This is a genomic window from Sphingosinicella sp. CPCC 101087, from assembly GCF_004151485.1.
Taxonomy (GTDB): domain Bacteria; phylum Pseudomonadota; class Alphaproteobacteria; order Sphingomonadales; family Sphingomonadaceae; genus Allosphingosinicella.
In genome coordinates this window covers 310,331-328,613 of sequence record NZ_SBFF01000001.1, presented here as the reverse complement: position 1 = coordinate 328,613, position 18,283 = coordinate 310,331, and the positions used below count along the sequence as shown (strand labels likewise).

Below are 18,283 nucleotides of genomic sequence, written 5' to 3'. Positions count from 1 at the left end.
AGGAATGGGCGACCAGCCGCCCCTTTCGTGAAGCGCAGGCGGCGGGTAGGGATGACGGGGCATGAGATGGGGACTGCGTGCGTCTTGGGCGCCGCATCTGGCGGCAGGCGGGCTGACTTTGCTCGTCGGGCTGCTCGTCGTCACCGGCCTGGGCTGCCTCTCGGTCACGCAGAGCCGATGCTCGTTGTCGAGCCTCGTCCACGGACGGCTCGACCTGGATGTCCCTTATGCCGGCACGCGCCCTGCCGTGGTCGACCGGATGCTGGAAGCCGCGCGCGTCGGTCCATCTGATCATGTCATCGATCTGGGCACCGGCGACGGACGGATCCTCATCGCGGCCGCGCGCGACCGCGGCGCGCGCGGCCTCGGCGTCGACATCGATCCCGTTCTGATCGGCGAAGCGCAGGAAAATGCCCGGCGGGCGGGCGTCGCCGATCGGGTCCGCTTCCGGGTCGAGAATCTGTTCGAGACGCCGCTGTCGGACGCTACCGTCGTCACGCTATTCCTTCTGCCCGAGGTCAACCTGCGGCTGCGCCCGCGCTTGCTGTCGCAGTTGCGCCCCGGCTCCCGCATCGTCAGCCACGCCTTCGACATGGGCGAATGGCGGCCGGACGAGACCCACCGCGTCGGCGGCGCACGGGTCCATTTGTGGACGGTGCCGGCCCAGGTCGACGGCGTCTGGCGCTTCACCGACGAAGCGGGCCGCGTCGGCGAGCTCCGTATCTCCCAGCGCTTCCAGGCCTTCACCGGCGCGCTTCGGAACGGGGACGAGGACCTCCCCATCGCCCGCGGACGGCTGACCGGCGACCGGATCGACTTCGCGGTCGCGACGGAGGCGGGATCGCGCCGCTATGCGGGCCGGGTGAGCGGCGGCCGCATCGTCCCGACCGATCCGGCGCAGTCCTGGCACGCCGAGCGCGGCCGCGAAGAGTCGGGCGACGAGACCCCGCAAACGTAGAGGAGGGGAGGCGGCTGGCCTCCAAGAGGAGCGCCGCGCTTCGGCAGCTTCCGTGCGAAATATGTTCGTTGCCGGATCCGCCCAAGCCTAGGCCGCGTCGGAGACGCCGGCTTCCGCTACGTCGTCGCAAGCGAGGCGGTTCCGGCCACCTTCCTTGGCGCGATAGAGCTGCGCGTCGGCCGCTTCCAGCAGCGCCGCGGCGCCCGCGAGACCGTCGCCCACATAGGCCAGGCCGGCGCTCATCGTGATGATCCCCAGCGGGCTGCCTCGGTGCGGCATTTGCAGCGCGGCGATACGACGCACGAGCTGGTCGCCGACCGATGCGCAATTGCATTCCGAGGGATCGAGGATGACGGCGAATTCCTCGCCGCCATACCGATAGACCCGCCCGTCCGGCACGGACTGGGCGACGGTGCTCGCCACCAGGACCAGCACCTGATCTCCGGCGAGGTGACCATAGCTGTCATTATAAGCTTTGAAATGATCGATGTCGCACAGCAACAGGGCGCAGGGCAGGCCGACCTCGCGGGCCCGGCGCGCCGCCGCGGCGAGATCGCTGTCGAGCGCCCTTCGGTTCAAGGCTCCGGTGAGGCCGTCCCGGAGGCTCAACTGCTCGAGGCGGCGATTGGCAAGCCGCAGCTCGACGGTCCGCGCGGCGACGTTGCGCTCCAGCTCCGCGCTCGCCGCACCGATCTCCGTCGCCATCGACCTGAATGCGCGCGCGAGCAGGCCGATTTCGTCGCGCCGCTCGACCGGGAGCGGGATCTCGCCCGCGGCGACCGCCTCATGCTCCCCGGCCGCAATTCGCCGTGACGCGCATTCCAGCTCGGCCAGCGGGCGTGCCACCCTGAGGCGCAGGATGGCCAGGACGGCCGTGGCGACCAAGGCGAGGAGCAGGAGGCCGAGCAGCAGGATGATTCCGGCAGCTTCGTGCGCCTGACGCGAGACCAGGGAGCGCGGATAGATCGTCGCGAACCACCAGCCCGGCCCCTCGATACGGGCGAAGGCGACATAGGCGTCCAGCGCGTCGATCCGGACGACGCGGGCCTGTCGGTCCGGCGCCCGGCCGACGATGTCCTCCTGCAACGCCTGATGGATCGCCCGGAGCGCGGGATCGCCGAGCTTGCCGATGTCCAGCACGCCCCGGTTCTGGAAGATCTCGTCCATCCGTTCGGGCTGAGCAACGAGTTCGCCGCGGTCGGAGAGGATGAGATTGCGGCCGCCGGGCGGATGATCCTCGGCGAGCCGACGAACGAGGTCGCCGAGGCGGATGTCGTGGCTCGGGTTGATGAGGTGGCGACCGCCCTGATCCACCGGGAGCTGATAGGTCACCGCCCAATGCCCCGCCGTCAGATCGTAATAGAGCCCGGTCCAGACCGGCCTGCGTTCGGGATTGTGCGACTGCAGGGTCGCCTTGATGACCGCACCGGCCGTCATGTCGAGGTCCGGATCGGCATTCGCGCCCCAATTTCCGCCCGGCCAGTGGATGATGAGGGCGTTTTCCGGAAGGCTGGCGTGCAGGTTGTCGAACTGGTTGAGCCAGGCGGGCCCGAAGCGGTCGACCAGCTGATAGGCGATGATCATCCGCCGCTGGAGCTCCGGCGTGAGCTCGGGCCGCTTGCGGCCCATGAAGGCCGACGTGCCGCGGCGAAGGGTGCCGTCGCTGTCCCGCCGCCCTTCGAAATATTCGGGACGAAGGCGGATGGCGCCGTGCCGGTCCTCGTAGAACCAGTCTCCGAACCGGGGCGAGGCCAGCACGGCCGGATCATTGTAGAGCTCGAGGAAGCGGCTTCGAAAGGTCTCGAGATTGGCCTGCGCGGCCAGGAAGAGCTGGCTTTCGGATTCGCCGCGCTGGGAGACATATTCGGACAGGCGTTCGAGCGCCTGGCGCTCTGCGCGGGCCGAAGCCAGCAGATAGCTGATGCCGGTGAGCACCATCGTGGCAAGCGCCGCCCAGAGAATGATCGCCCGCGCGGCGGCGGCGCCGAATGATCGGGTTCCGGAATTCGTGTCGGGCGATTGGATCATCGTCGTGCTTGCAGTCGTTCCGTAACCCGCCGCCCCAAGACTGGCCGGCACGCCGAGGCCGCCTGCACCGCTGGACTTGTCGTCCCTCCGCCCCTTGTGGCCGATCAAGGTTATCAAATCACAAACCGGGCATGGACCCGCGTCCGGCGGACGCTGCCGGGAATGGACTCCGTCAGTGGGGAAAGAGCCGCACCCGATCCGGGTCCATGACCAGGTGTGCCGGGCCGGTGGCAGGCACGTGCGGGCCGGTGTGGCGCAGGATGGCGGTGACGCCTTCCGCCTCCACGGTGACCTCATGGAAGGCGCCGCCGAAATGGACGTCGGCGACGGCGACCGCGGCGCCTTGGGCGGCGAGCCGAAGGCCTTCGGGCCTGATCATCATCGTCGCCGGCCCGTCCGGCATATCCGCCGTCACAGCGCCGAAGGGGGAATGCGCGATGCCGGCCTCGACGCGCGCCGTTACGAGATTGGCCGGACCGAGCAACCGCGCCGCGGCCAGCGAAGACGGGTTGAGGTAGCAGTCCCGCGGGCTTCCACTCTGGAGCAGCCGGCCGGCCGACATCAAAGCAAGGTCGTCGGCGACCAGCATCGCTTCCTCGGGATCGTGGGTGACGATCAGGATGGCGGCGCGCGCGGCCCGCAGGCCGGAAAGGACGACCTGGCGCACCTCCGCCTTCAGATCGCCGTCCAGGCCGGAAAAGGGCTCGTCGAGCAGCAACGCCGCCGGCTCGCGGGCCAGTGCGCGGGCGATCGCTACCCGCTGCTGCTCGCCGCCGGAAAGGGTGTGGGGCCAGGCGTCCGCGCGATGGGCGAGCTTGAAACGGGCGAGCAGCTCCGATACCCGCGCCCGGCGCGCCGGCCGGTCCAGCCGGTCCAGCCCGAAAGCGACATTCTGCGCGACCGTAAGATGCGGGAAGAGGGCGAGGTCCTGGAAGACGAGGCCGATATTGCGGCCTTCCGGCGGAACGGTGAAGCCGGGTGCCGAAAGGCGCCGACCGCCGCCCTCGATCTCACCCGAATCCACCGGCTCCAGCCCTGCGACGACGCGCAGGAGGCTGCTCTTGCCGCATCCGGATGGGCCGAGCAGGCAGGTGATCCGGCCCGATCGAAGCGCCAGCGACACCGAATCGAGCGCGAGCGTGCCCGGATAGGCGCGGGTCACGCCGCGAATGTCGACGGAAGGCGGCAGCGCGACGGTCATGGCGGGGCTATGCCGTCCCGGGGCGCGACATGGCAATCTTGCGGCTGAGCCAGACGACGGCGGGGAGGGCGAGGAAGACGATCAGGAGGGAGGGCCAGCCCGCCTGAGGAAGACGCTCGTCGAGCGCATAATTGCTGGCGATCACCGCCAGCGTGTCGAAGTTGAACGGGCGAAGGATGAGCGTCGCCGGCAGTTCCTTCAGCACGTCGATGAACACGACGAGCCCGGCGGTCAGGAGCGTGCCGCGCGCGACGGGGAGCTGGACCTTCCAGGCCGTCGCCGCCGGTCCGCGGCCGAGCGTCCGGCTGGCCCAGGCCATCCGCACCGTCACTTTGGAAAGACCCGCATCGACCGGCTCCAGCGCGGCCGCCATGAGCCGGGCGGCGTATGCGTAGACGAGCAGGCCGATCCCGACGGCGAAGCCCGACGCTCCGGGCGTCATCCGCCAGATGATCGCGGCGGGCGCGAGCAGCCCGATCGCCATCACCGCGCCCGGCGTCGCATAGCCGAGGCTGACCAGGCGCGCGGCGAGCGGCAGGCGCGCCGCGCCCAGGGCAAGGGCGGTGGCGAGGGCCACGGTGACGACGGCGCCAGCGAGGGCGAGTGACACCGAGTGGCCCGCGGCGTCGGCCAGGCGGATCCAGTCGGGCGAGACCGCGAGCGAGCTCCATAGCAGCCAGCCGCAGGGAAGCAGCAGGCCGAAGAAGAGCAGCGAGAAGCAGAAGAGGCAAGCGAGCGCCGCCTTGGCGGCCGGCAGCGGCGTCACGGGCAGCGGCCGCCATTTCGAGCCGGCGCTTTCATAAGCGCGCCCCCTGCGTGCCGCCCGCTCGATCCACATCAGCAGCACGGCCGCGCCCAGCAGCGGTAGCGCCAGCTGCGCGGCCGAAGCCGTCGAGGCGTAGACGGACCAGGCGCGCACCACGCCGGTGGTGAGCGTCTGAACCGCGAGAAACTGGACGGCGCCATAATCGGCGAGCGTTTCCATCACCGCCAGCGCAACGCCGGCAGCGAGCGCCGGTCGGGCGAGAGGCATGGCGGCACGGACGAAGGCGCGGCGCTGGGTACAGCCGAGCGTGCGCGCCGCCTCAAGCGCCGTTACGGACTGATTCAGGAAAGCGGCCCGCATTGCGAGATAGACGTAAGGGTAGAAGGCGCAGGACAGGACGAACGCGGCCCCGGACAGGGTCCGCATCTCGAACGGCAGGTCGAATCCGAGCGCCGGTCGCATCCACATGCGCAGATCGCCGGCGACATCGAACAGGTCGCCATAGGCATAAGCCAGCGCGAAAGCGGGCGCCGCGAGCGGCAGCGCGAGGGCCCAGGCGAACAGGTCCCGGCCCGGGAAGCGGTGCATGACGACCAGCCAGGCGGCAATGGATCCCAGGATTGCGGTGATCGTCCCGACCAACAGGGCGAGAACGGCCGAAGTCGCGGCGTAGCGTGCAATGTCGCGTGCGGCGATGTCCGCGGTTTCGCCGGAAAGCGCCGCCCACACCACTCCGGCGAGCGGCAACGCGGCCGCAATGGCCGCGAACGCCCCCAGCCAGGGCAGTGGATCGAAGTGAAGCCGCCGCGCGCGCGGCGCGGCGGCTTCCAGGGGTGCAGCAGTGCCTATCGCCAGCCCACCCGGCTCATGATCGACTGAGCCTGCGGCTGGCGCGCGGCGAACGCCGCGACCGACATCGGATGGGCCGTGAAATCCGCATGAGCGGCCACCGGCTCGGGTGCGGCGACACCCGGCGAGGCGGGGAACTCATTATTGTTCGCCGAGATATGCCGCTGGGAATCCGCCGAGGCGAAGAATTCGAGCAGGCGCACCGCATTGTCGCGATTGGGGGCGCGAGCGAGCACGCCGCCGCCGGAGATGTTCACGTGCGCGCCCTGTCCGTCCAGGCTGGGGAAGGCGAGGCGAACCCTTTGCGTGATCTCGCGGTCGCCGGCATCGTCCCCATTGGCCATGCGAATATAGTAATAGCTGTTGGTGATCGCGACTTCGCATACCCCGGCCGCGACGGCGCGGATCTGGTCGCGGTCGCCGCCCTCCGGCGGACGGGCCATGTTGGCGACGATGCCGCGGGCCCATTGCTCGGCGCGCTCCTCGCCCCAGGCCTCGATCAAGGCGCCGAGCAGCGAAAGGTTGTAGACGCTGTCGGACGAGCGCACGCAGACCTTTCCGCGAAAGCGCGGCGAGGCGAGCTTCTCGTAGCTGTCCACTTCCTCGGGCTGCACGCGCTGGCTGTCATAGGCGACGATGCGGGCCCGGCGCATGAATCCGGTCCAATGGCCGCCCGGCTCGCGCAGGTTCGCCGGGATTGCGGCGTTCAGAGCCTCGGACTGGACCGGTTGGAACAGGCCTGCCTGCTGCGCCCGCCACAGGGCGCCGGCGTCGGCGGCCAGGAACAGGTCGGCCGGGCTTCGCTCGCCTTCGCTGCGGATTCGCGCGATCAACTCGTCCGGCCGCCCCTCGATCAGGTTGATTCGGATACCCGTCTCGGCCGTGAACCGGTCGTACAGCGCCTGATCGCTGTCATAATGACGCGCCGTGTAGAGATTGACCTCTCCGGCACCGGCCGCGGTGTCGTTGCCGTCGGACGCGCCTGTGCCGCAGGCGGCAAGCATAAAAAGGCCGGTGCAGGCGGCGATGATCGAGATTGTTTTCATGAACGCAGATCTCCCTTCCGCGTTCGCCATATTTCTATTGCGAATTATTCGCAAGAAGGGGCGTGGATCTTTGCGACCCGAGCTGGCGTGGAGCCGCCGTGCGCAAGGGCGACGCCTCCGACCGGCAAGCCGGGAGGCGCTTCAAGCTTTTTCGAAGTCTCCGGCGCAGAACGGACCCTGGCGGCGACAACGATGCCTCGCTGCTCCGGCGCGACGAGCGCCGCGAGCCGCCGCAACGTCAGGCCGGCAGTTTCTCCTGCAATCGCCAAGGCAGGCCGGGCAACTTGATCATCTTGCGCCCGCACTGCGTGCAGCGGCTGACGAAATAGCCACCTTCCCAGTGACTCGTCTCGAGATCGGCGACATGTCGGCCGAACCAGTCGTGCAGGCTCATCGTTCGCCCTCCCGTCCTAGAAGATCCGCCGGAATGTGGGGGATGCCGCTTCGCGCCACGATCGCCGCGTCGTCGGAAGTTTTCGATGTGAACGAGGTTGCCACCGGGCGTTCGCCGTCGGAGTCGATCATCGTCTTTCTCCTTGCTGCTGCGAGTGCCTCAAGAGCTTGCGAGGCCGGGGCCCGCTTCGGCTCTCAGAACCGCTTCCACCGCCTGCAGGCCTGCGTCGCTCGCAATGGCAAGGTCCAGCGGTCGGCCGCAAAGTCCGTCATGATGGGTGTTGAGGAAGGCCAGGGCATTGGCACCGCCCAAGGCTGCAAGGGCCGATTTGACCGCCTCGCCCTGTCGCGACAGTTCGTCGGTGGAGAGTGTCCTGCCGATCCTCGGCTTCTTGAAGGCGAAGCTCATCGTCGGCCGCTCGGACCGCGGATGGCGTGAAGGCCGACGAACGCGTTGATCCGATCGGCCTGCGGTGCAACGTCCGCGCATGGAGACGCTGCTTTCTGCTCGCGCCCGGACCAATATGTCTCGTTCATGTGAATCACCTCGGTTGTGCAAGCGAGAGCGCGGTCCGTCTCTCTGTCACGGGGATGCTTGCGAGGGCGCAGGTGATGGACCCGATATGGGGATCCGCGCCGGAATAGCAATTCGACCGGCCATCCAAGTTGCACGCGGGCGCCGTTGGTACGGTCACCCGGCACCGAGTTGGCAGAGCTGGCTATTGCGCGCGGCGCCCCCATATTCGGCAGATCGCCCGTCCCGCCCCAAGCAATCGGTGTGACTGAGAGACGCCTTGCGCTCCCGCTTGCCGAAGGAGTCTCGATCTTGAACGATGCCTATAGTGCCGCTGCGCTGCCCACGGGCAGGGCGATAGCGACGATGCGGCGGACCTTCTTGCTCGTCGCCGCCGTGGCCGCGGCGAGCTGTGCGCCTGCAGAAACCAAGGTGGAAGCGTCCGATCCGGCAGAGGCCGGGATCGAACAGCAAAGACAAAAGGAGTTCGAGCGGGCAACGGCGGAAGCCAATCGCTTCGAAGCCGACATCCGCGAGCGGACCCGTGCTGCGAGCGGCGAAGGGCGTTGAACCTGCGGCGCCGGCGGCCGGTGGCCGCCGGCTCGACGGTCCCTACCGTCCCGTCGCCTTGCGCCAGCTCGGACGTTCCGAGCTGCGTGCCCACCACGAAGCGACGTTGCCGCGCGAAGACACGGCCGCCTGAAGGGGCGTAGCCATCAGATAATCCAGATCGGGCAGGTACACGATGTCGGCCAGCGAGAATTGCTCGCCCGCCAGAAACGGTCCAGCGCCCAATCGGGCTTCGAGCACATCGAGCGTCTGCTCGATCATTGCACTCGCGGCCTCGAGCGTGGGTTCGTCCTGCGGGAATCCGAAAACATGGTGCAAGATCGGCTTCAGGGCAGCAGCCGAGAAGTAGGAATATCCAACGTCGATCCACTGATCCATTGCGGCTCGGCCGCGCACGTCGGGCGGGACGAGCCTGCCGCCATACTGGTCGTTGAGATAGCGGATGATGGCGCGTGATTCGTACAAGGTGAAGCCCTGGTCGTCGATGGTCGGCACCCGCCCGAAAGGCTGGCGTGCCAGATGTGCCGCCTGTGTGTGCTCGCCGCCGTTCAAGTCGACGAAACGAAGTTCGAACGGCGCCTCTATCTCGTGCAGCGTGCAGAGCACCTTGCGCGTGTAGGTGCTGGCGGGGTGTCCGAATAGCTTGATCAATTGAGGATCCTCTCTCTGGATAGGGAAGCGATGGAATCGTCGCGGCGCCCGGCCGACTCAGGGGTCGCCAACGCGCCCGGAGGCTCGCGCCACGCCTCGACGGACCGAGGACGCGATCCGCCGAAGCTTGAACCGCCGGCGGGATTGCGCCGGTCGTCGGCGAGAATTCGGTCGATACTGCGCTGGAGGTTGACCAGGGTCGCGGGGCGGGCTTGGCCGGCGAGCGCGTGCATCGCGGTGGTGACAGCGGACATTCGATCCATGCAAACCGATTAGCATCGGCTAATCCATCAGTCAATGCTAATCTATCCGGGTCGTTAGCCTTCGCTTCGTTTCTCCCGATGGCGTGCCCGGCCGCTCGCGGCGCGGGCGCCGAAAGGCTTCGCTAGCGGCGCAATATCTTGATGATGGCGGCGTGCTCCTCGCCTCCGTAACCCGCATCGATCGCGCGCTTGAACAGGTCTCCGGCGAAAGTCGGGAACTCGCCGTTGATGCCTGCCTCCTGCGCCTGGCGAACGAGACGGATGATGTCGCTGCCCGAGGTCTTGAGCGAGCTTTCCGGCGACCCGAAGTCGTTCGTCTGAATGACGTGGCCCATGCGTTTCGCTTCGGCGCCGAGGATCGGAGAAATGGCTTCGATGAGGGCGCCGAATGTGTCTAAGCGCAGACCTTCCGCCTCGAGGATAAGCGCTCCGTGGCAGAAGCCGATCCATTCGCCCATGAGATAGGATAGCGTGGCGGCGGCGACTGCGGCCGCTTCGCCGACCGCCTCCCCGGTATGCTTCAATCCGCCGGCGAGTAGCTTGAGATCCGCCTCGACATTCGAGAAGGTCTGAGTCGGCCCGGAGACGAGGATCGCCGTTTCGGCGCCGCCGATCTGGCTCGGCCAGGCCAGGATCGTCCCGTCGAGATACTCGATGCCGTTGGCTTCCGCCCAGGCCGCGCCGTCGCGTGCTTCCTGCGGCGTTCCGTTGCCTAACTGAATCAGGGTGCGGCCCCTCAGCGCCTCTGCCACTTGCGGGGCCTTTAGAATTCCCTGCGCGGCTTCATAATCCGACACGCACATGATCGTGACTGGGCTGGCAGCCGCGGCGGCTGCCGCGCTTCGTGCAAGCTCGGCACCCTCGCTGACCAGCGGCGCGGCCTTGGCTGCACTGCGATTCCAGATCGTCACGTGGCGGTCTGCGCGTATCAAAGCACGCGCCAGGGCCGATCCCATTTCGCCGAGGCCGATGACGGTTGCGTTCCTCATGATTATATTCCCTTCGATGCCGCGGTGATGTCCGCACGAGGCAAATCGTGAATAGTTCACAAGGAATCAATTACTTACAAAGATGTATGCACTTACTTGGAGGTTCGTGTGGAGACCGAAAAGACACAAGAAGCAGGCGCGTGCGGACTCGATGCCGCGCTAGGCGTCATCGGCGGCAAGTGGAAATCGACGATAGTGTGGGAGCTTCATCTTCGCCCGGGCCGCTTCGGCGAGCTCCGCCGGCGCGTTCCGGGTATCAGCGAGAAGGTTCTATACGAGCAGCTACGACAGTTGGAGGCCGACGGCGTCATTCGACGCGAGGCGTTCGATGAGGTTCCTCTGCGCGTCGAGTATTCGCTGACATCTGCGGGCGCATCCCTCAATAGGGCAGTCCATGCACTGGCCGAGTGGGGCCGGATGCACGCCTGGGGTTCCGGCTCAACGGTCGCCGCCGCTGGCAAACCCCAAGGTGTTCCAATCCTATCCTCCTAAGAGTGCCTCGCCGCGGCTCACGCGGTCGGCAGGTTCGATGCATGAGGATGCTCATGTCACTCGGCGAGCGCCCCTAAGCGCTAACCTGGAGGTGCGGCCCATCTTCTGATCGTCAATGCCGGCAATGCCGGCTCAAATCTCGGAGTTCGGATTGCTTATCTGCGCGGCCGGACTGTGCTCGTGCGCATCGCACGACCACGACGCCATCGTTGCAATCCGCCGCACGACGCCTCGTTCGCACATCCCCCGCGCTTTGGCGCCCGGACGGTGGAAATCCCGGCTTCCGCAATCCTTCAGACGCCCCAGAGCCGTCGCGCCTCGTCGGCTATCAGATCGGGGCGTTCTTCGGGGAAGAACAGCTTCGCGTCGTCGACGAACCGAATGCCACGCGAGGCCGGGAAGGTCCTGTCCAGCCAGACCGCGCCATCATCCGGGAACAGATCTAGATTGCGCGCCCAAACCATGCGGACCGGCCGGGGGAAGGTCCGCAGCTTCGGCGCTATGGCCGGCAATGGATTGGGCAGCATGTCGGTCCCGTAGCGCCGTGCCTGCGCAAGCCGCTCCGAAGTCGCAACCAACGGCCCGAAATACACCTCGATATTCTCGTCGCTCAGCGCCTTTTCAGGGTGCCTGAAGGTGCTGGCCAGCCCATCGCCCGTGCGCGCCCAGTTGCGGTCCCTATAGTGACGTAAGAACCAGGCGTCGGCCTGGCCGTTGCGGCATTGCTCGATGAACGGCATCAGCAATTCCGGCGGACTGTTGATGTCGACGTCACCGTTGGTCAGCAACAGGCTGCGCACCCGGTTCGGAGCGTTGGCCGCGATGAGCTGAGCGATCCCCGTAGCGCTGTCGTTGGCGACGAAATCGGCCTCGGCGATCCCCAACCGGTCCATGAAGGCGACGATCATCTCGCTCTGAGCGATCGGCGACAGGCTGGTTCCGGCCGGTATCTCGCTGTAGCCGAGCCCCATCAGGTCCGGTGTGACGCAGCGGCGATGCGTCGCAAGGAGGGCCATTGGCCCGCGCCACTGGAAGCCGTTGAGCGGATAGCCATGGAGGAAGATTGCCACCGGCCCGCTTCCGCGCTCGACATAGGCGACCCGGCCTACGGGCAGGTCGACGAACCTGCGGGCCGCATGGAATTGCGCGGGCGTCCATTCGGCCGGCGTGGCGGCGGCGGCGGCGGCGGGAAACGGCAGCGCGAGGGCAATCCCGGCGAGCATGAGTTCACGTCTGTTCATCGGCTCCTCGGCGTGGCAGCAGCTTTCGAACCAAGGGCTAGCGACGCCATGTTCCTTCCACAATGACGCCCGGGTCATGAGAGTTTGACCTTGGAAGTCATGGTCGCCGCAGCGACGGAGCGCTACGCAATGACGATGCGATCTGCGAATGCGGCGCGACGCCGAACTCCTCCTCCGGTCGGTGCACTGCTGCGCGAATGGCGCGCGGCGCGGCGCATGAGCCAGCTGGATCTGTCGCTGGCGGCAGACGTCTCGACCCGGCATTTGAGCTGCGTCGAGACCGGCAAGGCGCAGCCCGGCCGTGAGACCCTATTTCGCTTGGCCGACGGCCTCGCCATGCCGCTGCGCGAACGCAACGCCCTGCTGCTGGCCGCCGGTTATGCGCCGCAATATCCGGAGAACCCTTTGGTCACTCCGGCCCTGGAGCGCATGCGCGAGGCGATCGAGTTGATCGTCGCCCATCAGGAGCCCTATCCGGCCTTCGTCATCAATCGTCATTTCGACGTGCTGATGGCGAATCCTGCGGCACAAAGGATCAACGACCTGGTGATGCGCGGCAGACGGAGTTCGCATACGAACCTGCTGCACCAGGTATTCGACCCGGACGACTTCCGGCAGGTGATCGTCAACTGGTCCGAGGTGGCGCAGAGATTCTTGCGCCAACTGCACAGCGACATCGCCGCCGTCCCGACGGACAAGGCAGCCCAAGCGTTGCTTGACGAGGTGTTGGCCTATCCCGAGGTTCCGGCGAGCTGGCGCGTTCGAGACGTCGAGTTCGAACCGTCGCCCGTCATGTTCCTGATCTTCCGCAGCGGCCTTGGCGAGCTGCGCTTCTTCGAGACGATCACCACATTTGCCGGCCCGCGCGATGTGACATTGGACGAGCTGCGGATCGAGTGCGCCTTCCCCGCCGACAACCAAACCGCCGAGATCTGCGCCCGGCTGGCGCGCGACGAAGCCTGATCGGGGAACAAGATCATGGATTGGCAAGACGGTGCGCTCATGCTTGCCGGAGTGATAGGAAGCGGTGTCGCCGTGATCCACGGGATCCTTACCCATCGGGCGGTGGTGAAACCGTTCGGCGCTGTTTCGGCCGGGGATAAGCGGATCGGCGCTCCAATCCGCAGGCTTGCGCCTCTTCTCTTGCAATTCAGCACATTCAACTGGTTCGTCGGCGGTCTCGCGTTGATCGCCGCGGCAAGCTGGTTCGGAAGCGAAGCGCGGATGGTGACGGGCCTGCTTGTCGGCAGCTCCTATCTCTTCGGCGCCATTGCCAACGCATGGGCGATACGAGCTTTGCATCCCGGCTGGGTGTTGTACTCTGTCGCGACTGTTCTCATCGGCTTCGGCATCACTTGAAGCGGGAAAACCCGGCTAGCGGCATGACCACGAGACCGCGTCCGTCGCCGAGGAATTGCGAGAGGCCGGCGCGTACCCGCTCGCTGGGTCGCCATAAACTTCGAACGCTTCCACGGTGCAATGGGCCGACACGTCCTTGATGTACGGGTCTGACAACGCCCAGTGACGCAGGATATCGTCGGAGTTCCGGTAGAGCTGAAAGTTGACGGCCCGCATTGCCTGCTCGTCCACGAAGGTGCGAACCATGAGTTGAGGCCCGTTGGCCTCGACGAAATCGATCGCCGTGCCCACGGCTTCGCGAAAGGCGTCCAGATGGCCCTCGGTGATCTTCATGACATTGGGGAGCAGAATTTGATCGGTCACGACTGAACTCCCTGGGACTTGGATCGACGGATAATGGGATGCGAGGGGCTCGCCGTCACCGATGGTTCGTCCAGATGACGATCGCCGAGGGTGAAACGTGGCGGGCGAGCGAATTCGGCCGTCGCCGCGACCGTGTTGCCGTTCGCGCTTGGGAGCGCAGTGGCCTTCGCGGCTCCAGCGAAGGGCTGAACCTCCTTCCGCCGCCGTCGTTCTCCCTTCCATGGGCCTGCTTTCCGACCCTCAATCGACCGAGCTCGACTTGCGCGTCGGCCGGCAATCGGGCGCACGGATTTCCCTCCGCGTCACGCCCGTAGGGCTGCTGTCCATCGCCATTCTCGTCTCGGCTATCCTGTTGTCGACCCGGGCCCTGGTGGGGACCGCCATCCGCGAGGGTAAGCACAAGCCGTCCTGAAGGCTCGGCAGCGCCGGACGGCCCGGAAGTGCTCGCCATCGTTGGGGCGCCGGATCGTCCGTGTGTCCTATCCATCACACACCCATTCAATCCGTAGCACTTTGCAACTTAACTGGAACAGGGAGGTTCAAACAGTACGTCGCGAATGAAACAGCCTCGCGGCATGTATCCGGAGTAACATCATGAAATCGTACATCTTTGCAGTCGCCGCTCTTGCGGCGGGCATCCCCTCTATCGGATCAGCACAGCAAACCTTCTCCTCCGACGCCAGCTCTGACGCCGTGGGTGCGCCGGAGGCGGCCCATGAAGGCCATTCCGCGCCAGACGGTACACGAGCCTTCGGCATCGAACCCTATCTGGGCGTGCTGGGCGGCTACCACTCGTTCGATCGCGACAGCGAGTTCGGCGTGTCGCCGACCGACAGCCGCTTCGGCGGCGCCTTGATCAGCGGGATCGGGGGCGTCAACGTGCCCCTCGGGCCAGTATTCGTCGGCGCCGAAGGCAATGCGACCAAGGGCTTCAATGACATCAGCTGGGAATATGGCGTCAGAGGCCGGTTCGGCGTGCGAGCCGGCGAAAGCGGAATGGTCTTCGGCTCCGCCGGCTACCAATGGGTGAACGGCCGCCGCGGGTTCAGCGACCAGAAGGACTGGGTCTACGGCCTCGGGGTCGAAGTCGGCCCAAGCGATATCGGGCTCGGCGGCATCACCGGGAACAGCGGCGTGCGGATCCGGCTCCAGGCCGAGACCTATGACTTCGACAGCCTGCGGCCCATGGCAGGGCTCGTGTTCCACTTCTAGAAGCGCGGCACGGATGCGGCGCCGCCTCTCGTCGGGGAGGCGGCGTCGTGTCGATCGATGCCTGTCGGCCAGACGCATCGCCGAGGACGAGGGCGTGCTGAGCCTGCAGGGGTTGCGCTTGCGGAGGCTGACAGCTGACCGGAGGTTGAAGACGACTAACCCAGATCGCAATCGAATTGCGAACGCCCGCAATGAACAACCCTATAGGTATCGTCCGGCAACAGGATCTCGGCCGACGTCCCCGGCGGAATTGTCACGTCCAATCGCAATCGGCGCGAGGAGTCGATGCACCATTCCGAAGAGATAAGTCCATAAGGAGATAGAAGGCTTCCCTTTGCCCAAGTCAGGTCGCCCCCGGGGACCGGCTGGACGCGGAAGCGACGGTAGGCGGGCACCGTGTTATCGAGACGGATTCCGGCGACATGCGTGTGCATGAAGGCAATCACGGCACCGAAACTGAAATGGTTCAGGGAAAAGTGAGCTGCACCATTCTCGTCTACCCCGTCCCACATCTCCCAGATCGTCGTAGCGCCGCGATCGAGCATGGTCAGCCACGAAGGAGCCGTGTCCTGTAGCAGTAACTCGTACGCAAGGCCGGCATGACCTGCATCGGCCAGGACAGGTAACAATAAGGCCGTTCCGAAGGTGCCCGTCCCAACATGCGTATCCGCGGCACGAATAGTGTTGACCAAATGAGAGGCTACTTTCTCCCGGAGCGCATCGGGCGCAAGTCCGAACGCCAAAGCACGGACGTAGTTCGCCTGCGTAGGCCGCCGGATCGATCCATCGGCATTTCCGTATTCGGTCCACCAAGCCCAACGCGTCTTCTCGGCCAAATTCTCATAGCGTTGGGCTGCGGCGAACTTTCCGAGCACTCTGGCGATCCGCCCGAGCAGCTTAGCCGAATAATGAAAGTACGCCGTTGCAATGTCGCCGTCGTCGCGCCCATCCTCCAGCTTCGAGTTATATTGGTCGATCGAGGAAGGGGGCGCCAGCCACTCTCCGAAGTGAACGCCGGTATCGCGCAAGAACTGCTCATGCGCCTCGGGTCTCGGTCGAGACTTGATCCGATCCGGGTGCCTCTGCGTGCGTGCGACCCGCTCGCACCAATCCACCCAGGCCGCCATGGACTCCCATTGATCCGCCAGCAGCTTTTCATCCCCATAGGCCCGGTAAATCCGCCACGGCACGATGACCGCTGCATCGCTGTACCCGGCGGAACCGGCCGGGATGACGGCTTCCGACTTGCCAAGCTTGTTCTCGGGCGCGCTATGAAAGACCGCGCCGTCAGGTTTCTGATCCGCCGCCAGGTCGCGCAACCACTTCGTTGTGAAGCCCGCCACATCATAAAGGAAGGCGGCACTGGGAACGAATATCTGCCATTCACTGCCCCAGCCGGATCGTTCGCGGTGCGGACAATCGGTGGGAATCTCCACCATGTTCGATCTGAGCGTCCAGACCGCGGCTTCGTGGAGTTGATTGACGCGCGCGTTGCTACATTCGAACCAGCCGGTGCGCCGTAGATCGGAATGCACGACTACGCCTGAGGCACTGTCGCGGGATAGGGTATGCGGGTGTCCCTCGATGCGCACGTATCGAAAACCCTTGGTGCTCATCCGCGGCTCGAAGGTGTCAGATGCGTTTCCCGCGGAGTAGACTTCGTCAACCTGCAGCGGGCCAATCTCATCCGGCATCTTAGCCGCCTCAGGCAGGCCCAACTCTTCGGCATTCGCGGTCGAATCGATATTGTCGGTCGTTACATCGCCGTTGGCGTCGAGGGCTTCTCCGTAGGTCAGCCGTAACCGGACATGCGCTGGCCCCAGATCACGCAGCCGTAGCCATCCTGCAATGTTTTGACCCAGATCGATTATTTGTCGGTGCTCATCCAGGGCGCGAATCTCGGCCGGCTCGATCTCGGCGATCTGCCGAACCGGAGGCGAGGGGGAAGCACGGAGCCGCGCCAGGTCGTGATCGGCAACGTTCACCGCGTTCCATTCCACGGCTCGCTTCCCACTGGACGGCAAGGCGTGCGCAGAACATCGAAAGTCCATGATCACACCCTGCATCAGGTCGGCCGCTCGCACGGCTCCGATCGTCGCACGCCATTCCTTATCGGTTATGACGAGCTGCCGGGAACCGTCGGCGAAGCTCATCTCTAGTTGGGCGAGAAAAGCGGTGCGCTCCCCGAACTGATCGAACTGCCGGAAGGCGCCGGTCTGTCCGCGATACCAGCCGTCGGACAAGATGACGTCTATCCTGTTAAGGCCCGAGCGGATCAGACCTCCGACATCATAGGTCTGATACTGCAGAATCCTGTCATAGCTTGTGAAGCCCGGAGTCAGCTCGATATCGCCGACCTGCGATCCGTTCAGATGGATTTCGTAAATCCCCTGCGCAGTTGCATAGAAGCGGGCGTGGGTTGGTGCCTGCGCCGTCGTAAATGCGTGATGAAGGTGCCAGCCGGGACGTTTGCCGCCAGGCGGGATATCGTCGCCCTCGGGCGGCTCGATCCAGCTGGCTTTCCAATCATTCGGATCAAGTAGCCCCATTTCCCACCGCACGGGCTCGGACCATCTGCTTTCACCTTGGTCGGTCCAGACCTTGACGGCGCACTCGACGCTTTGGCGGGATTGCAGTTCGCCGGGAAACGGCACCAACAAGCTGTTCCCGGACTCGACTTTGCCTGAATCCCACTCTTTTGTCCGAAGCTGATACGCAACCTGTTCTCGAGCTCCGAGAGGGAGCCACCAGGACAGTCTCGGCGGCTCGAAATCTATCCCAAGCGCCTCCTCCAAGTGCTCCACTCGAAGGTTCGTGGGAATGCTTATCCTGGGCGCGACTACGGGCGCTGCGCGAGTTGGTGATTGGCGCCTTGTAATCAAAGCGCTGTCCTTCTCTCCTCGATCGCGCCGCGGCGATCACGGGTGGCAGCCTCGACAGATAACAGCTCGGGCGCGACGGCAAACCGGTTCATTCTCCCTCGCCGAGCCCCACGGGGAAGGAATGATGCTCGTGCTCAACGACCCAGCGGCCGCCGACCTTGCGAAGACCCATCGTGAGTCGCCCCGCAGGATCGGGCGACGTTGTGCAGCGAAGGATCGCCCGTACCCAAGCGACTCCGTCGCCGGCAACGATATGGGTTTCTCGCAGCTCGAACAGCCGGGAACCCTCGTCGCCAAAATAGAGCTTCCAGCCGTCTCGATAGGCTTCGAGGCCTTTTGCCTGAAGCGGCTCGGGAACGTCGAACATCACGATGTCCGGGCTTCGCTGCTCCAGGATCGTTTCAAGATCATGTGCGCGTACGGCGGCCGCCCAACGGTCCAGCATCATTCGGATTTCAGCTTCGTCTGACATGAGCACTCTCCCTCTCCAAGAGCTTGAACTGGGT

General features: G+C 65.6%; 21 protein-coding genes. 7 read left to right on the top strand and 14 right to left on the bottom strand.

Going from position 1 to position 18,283, the window contains the following annotated elements; genetic code table 11:
* Positions 1–61: 61 nt before the first annotated feature.
* On the top strand, positions 62–958 hold the full coding sequence (locus tag EKM57_RS01565) for a cyclopropane-fatty-acyl-phospholipid synthase family protein (protein WP_129790694.1): 897 nt from the start codon (positions 62–64) through the stop codon (positions 956–958).
* Between the two features lie 87 nt (positions 959–1,045).
* Here EKM57_RS01565 and EKM57_RS01560 read toward each other — a convergent pair whose 3' ends face one another.
* The 7 genes from EKM57_RS01560 to EKM57_RS01540 form a co-directional block, all read right to left on the bottom strand.
* Positions 1,046–3,094 (bottom strand): GGDEF domain-containing protein, encoded by a 2,049-nt coding sequence (locus EKM57_RS01560; RefSeq protein ID WP_206185254.1) that lies wholly within the window; start codon positions 3,092–3,094, stop codon positions 1,046–1,048.
* A 64-nt stretch (positions 3,095–3,158) separates the two neighbouring features.
* A complete protein-coding gene (locus tag EKM57_RS01555) occupies positions 3,159–4,187 on the bottom strand; it encodes an ABC transporter ATP-binding protein (protein ID WP_129790692.1) in 1,029 nt (342 codons plus the stop codon).
* A 7-nt stretch (positions 4,188–4,194) separates the two neighbouring features.
* On the bottom strand, positions 4,195–5,700 hold the full coding sequence (locus EKM57_RS01550) for an iron ABC transporter permease (protein WP_129790691.1): 1,506 nt from the start codon (positions 5,698–5,700) through the stop codon (positions 4,195–4,197).
* Positions 5,701–5,798: 98 nt separating this feature from the next.
* A complete protein-coding gene (locus EKM57_RS01545) occupies positions 5,799–6,848 on the bottom strand; it encodes an extracellular solute-binding protein (protein WP_129790690.1) in 1,050 nt (349 codons plus the stop codon).
* Positions 6,849–7,086: 238 nt separating this feature from the next.
* Entirely contained in the window at positions 7,087–7,242 is a 156-nt protein-coding gene (locus EKM57_RS21720) for a hypothetical protein (RefSeq protein WP_165357140.1), read from the bottom strand.
* Entirely contained in the window at positions 7,239–7,373 is a 135-nt protein-coding gene (locus tag EKM57_RS22620; protein WP_256386843.1) for a hypothetical protein, read from the bottom strand. The genes EKM57_RS21720 and EKM57_RS22620 overlap by 4 nt, the downstream gene beginning before the upstream one ends.
* A gap of 28 nt (positions 7,374–7,401) precedes the next feature.
* The gene (locus EKM57_RS01540; protein ID WP_129790689.1) at positions 7,402–7,650 is read right to left on the bottom strand and encodes an antitoxin Xre/MbcA/ParS toxin-binding domain-containing protein; all 249 of its coding nucleotides are present in this window, start codon (positions 7,648–7,650) and stop codon (positions 7,402–7,404) included.
* 417 nt (positions 7,651–8,067) lie between these two features.
* On the opposite strand from EKM57_RS01540, the gene EKM57_RS01535 reads away from it, so the two are divergent.
* Entirely contained in the window at positions 8,068–8,325 is a 258-nt protein-coding gene (locus EKM57_RS01535; RefSeq protein WP_129790688.1) for a hypothetical protein, read from the top strand.
* A 42-nt stretch (positions 8,326–8,367) separates the two neighbouring features.
* Here the strand turns inward: EKM57_RS01535 and EKM57_RS01530 are convergent, their stop codons facing one another.
* From EKM57_RS01530 to EKM57_RS01520, 3 genes are all read right to left on the bottom strand, one after another.
* A complete protein-coding gene (locus tag EKM57_RS01530; RefSeq protein WP_129790687.1) occupies positions 8,368–8,976 on the bottom strand; it encodes a glutathione S-transferase family protein in 609 nt (202 codons plus the stop codon).
* Positions 8,973–9,239: a hypothetical protein gene (locus EKM57_RS01525; RefSeq protein ID WP_206185253.1), complete on the bottom strand. Its 267-nt coding sequence runs from the start codon at positions 9,237–9,239 to the stop codon at positions 8,973–8,975. Before EKM57_RS01525 ends, EKM57_RS01530 begins: the two co-directional genes overlap by 4 nt.
* A 122-nt stretch (positions 9,240–9,361) precedes the next feature.
* Positions 9,362–10,228, bottom strand: a complete 867-nt coding sequence (locus EKM57_RS01520; RefSeq protein ID WP_129790685.1) for an NAD(P)-dependent oxidoreductase — start codon at positions 10,226–10,228, stop codon at positions 9,362–9,364.
* Between the two features lie 108 nt (positions 10,229–10,336).
* Here EKM57_RS01520 and EKM57_RS01515 point away from each other — a divergent pair, with 108 nt between their 5' ends.
* Positions 10,337–10,720 (top strand): helix-turn-helix domain-containing protein, encoded by a 384-nt coding sequence (locus EKM57_RS01515; protein ID WP_129790684.1) that lies wholly within the window; start codon positions 10,337–10,339, stop codon positions 10,718–10,720.
* Positions 10,721–11,013: 293 nt separating this feature from the next.
* Here the strand turns inward: EKM57_RS01515 and EKM57_RS01510 are convergent, their stop codons facing one another.
* Positions 11,014–11,961: an alpha/beta fold hydrolase gene (locus EKM57_RS01510; RefSeq protein ID WP_129790683.1), complete on the bottom strand. Its 948-nt coding sequence runs from the start codon at positions 11,959–11,961 to the stop codon at positions 11,014–11,016.
* A 99-nt stretch (positions 11,962–12,060) separates the two neighbouring features.
* Between EKM57_RS01510 and EKM57_RS01505 the strand changes: the two genes are divergently transcribed.
* On the top strand, positions 12,061–12,924 hold the full coding sequence (locus EKM57_RS01505; protein WP_371414109.1) for a helix-turn-helix domain-containing protein: 864 nt from the start codon (positions 12,061–12,063) through the stop codon (positions 12,922–12,924).
* Positions 12,925–12,939: 15 nt separating this feature from the next.
* Positions 12,940–13,320, top strand: coding sequence for a hypothetical protein (locus tag EKM57_RS01500; protein ID WP_129790682.1), 381 nt, complete (start codon positions 12,940–12,942; stop codon positions 13,318–13,320).
* Positions 13,321–13,335: 15 nt separating this feature from the next.
* Here EKM57_RS01500 and EKM57_RS01495 read toward each other — a convergent pair whose 3' ends face one another.
* A complete protein-coding gene (locus tag EKM57_RS01495) occupies positions 13,336–13,653 on the bottom strand; it encodes a hypothetical protein (protein WP_206185251.1) in 318 nt (105 codons plus the stop codon).
* Between the two features lie 250 nt (positions 13,654–13,903).
* Here EKM57_RS01495 and EKM57_RS22110 point away from each other — a divergent pair, with 250 nt between their 5' ends.
* Positions 13,904–14,095, top strand: coding sequence for a hypothetical protein (locus EKM57_RS22110; RefSeq protein ID WP_129790681.1), 192 nt, complete (start codon positions 13,904–13,906; stop codon positions 14,093–14,095).
* 182 nt (positions 14,096–14,277) lie between these two features.
* Positions 14,278–14,895, top strand: coding sequence for an opacity protein (locus EKM57_RS01485; protein WP_129790680.1), 618 nt, complete (start codon positions 14,278–14,280; stop codon positions 14,893–14,895).
* 155 nt (positions 14,896–15,050) lie between these two features.
* On the opposite strand, the gene EKM57_RS01480 is transcribed toward EKM57_RS01485, so the two are convergent.
* The gene (locus EKM57_RS01480; RefSeq protein WP_243450862.1) at positions 15,051–17,549 is read right to left on the bottom strand and encodes a family 78 glycoside hydrolase catalytic domain; all 2,499 of its coding nucleotides are present in this window, start codon (positions 17,547–17,549) and stop codon (positions 15,051–15,053) included.
* A 316-nt stretch (positions 17,550–17,865) separates the two neighbouring features.
* On the bottom strand, positions 17,866–18,249 hold the full coding sequence (locus EKM57_RS01475; RefSeq protein WP_129790679.1) for a nuclear transport factor 2 family protein: 384 nt from the start codon (positions 18,247–18,249) through the stop codon (positions 17,866–17,868).
* Between the last annotated feature and the right edge of the window lie 34 nt (positions 18,250–18,283).

Coding starts and splice junctions, on each gene's coding strand:
- EKM57_RS01565 (WP_129790694.1), top strand. CDS start 62: ATGAGATGGGGACTGCGTGCGTCTTGGGCGCCGCATCTGGCGGCAGGC.
- EKM57_RS01555 (WP_129790692.1), bottom strand. CDS start 4,187: ATGACCGTCGCGCTGCCGCCTTCCGTCGACATTCGCGGCGTGACCCGC.
- EKM57_RS01545 (WP_129790690.1), bottom strand. CDS start 6,848: ATGAAAACAATCTCGATCATCGCCGCCTGCACCGGCCTTTTTATGCTT.
- EKM57_RS21720 (WP_165357140.1), bottom strand. CDS start 7,242: ATGAGCCTGCACGACTGGTTCGGCCGACATGTCGCCGATCTCGAGACG.
- EKM57_RS22620 (WP_256386843.1), bottom strand. CDS start 7,373: ATGATCGACTCCGACGGCGAACGCCCGGTGGCAACCTCGTTCACATCG.
- EKM57_RS01540 (WP_129790689.1), bottom strand. CDS start 7,650: ATGAGCTTCGCCTTCAAGAAGCCGAGGATCGGCAGGACACTCTCCACC.
- EKM57_RS01525 (WP_206185253.1), bottom strand. CDS start 9,239: ATGGATCGAATGTCCGCTGTCACCACCGCGATGCACGCGCTCGCCGGC.
- EKM57_RS01520 (WP_129790685.1), bottom strand. CDS start 10,228: ATGAGGAACGCAACCGTCATCGGCCTCGGCGAAATGGGATCGGCCCTG.
- EKM57_RS01510 (WP_129790683.1), bottom strand. CDS start 11,961: ATGAACAGACGTGAACTCATGCTCGCCGGGATTGCCCTCGCGCTGCCG.
- EKM57_RS01505 (WP_371414109.1), top strand. CDS start 12,061: ATGGTCGCCGCAGCGACGGAGCGCTACGCAATGACGATGCGATCTGCG.
- EKM57_RS01500 (WP_129790682.1), top strand. CDS start 12,940: ATGGATTGGCAAGACGGTGCGCTCATGCTTGCCGGAGTGATAGGAAGC.
- EKM57_RS01495 (WP_206185251.1), bottom strand. CDS start 13,653: ATGAAGATCACCGAGGGCCATCTGGACGCCTTTCGCGAAGCCGTGGGC.
- EKM57_RS22110 (WP_129790681.1), top strand. CDS start 13,904: ATGGGCCTGCTTTCCGACCCTCAATCGACCGAGCTCGACTTGCGCGTC.
- EKM57_RS01485 (WP_129790680.1), top strand. CDS start 14,278: ATGAAATCGTACATCTTTGCAGTCGCCGCTCTTGCGGCGGGCATCCCC.
- EKM57_RS01475 (WP_129790679.1), bottom strand. CDS start 18,249: ATGTCAGACGAAGCTGAAATCCGAATGATGCTGGACCGTTGGGCGGCC.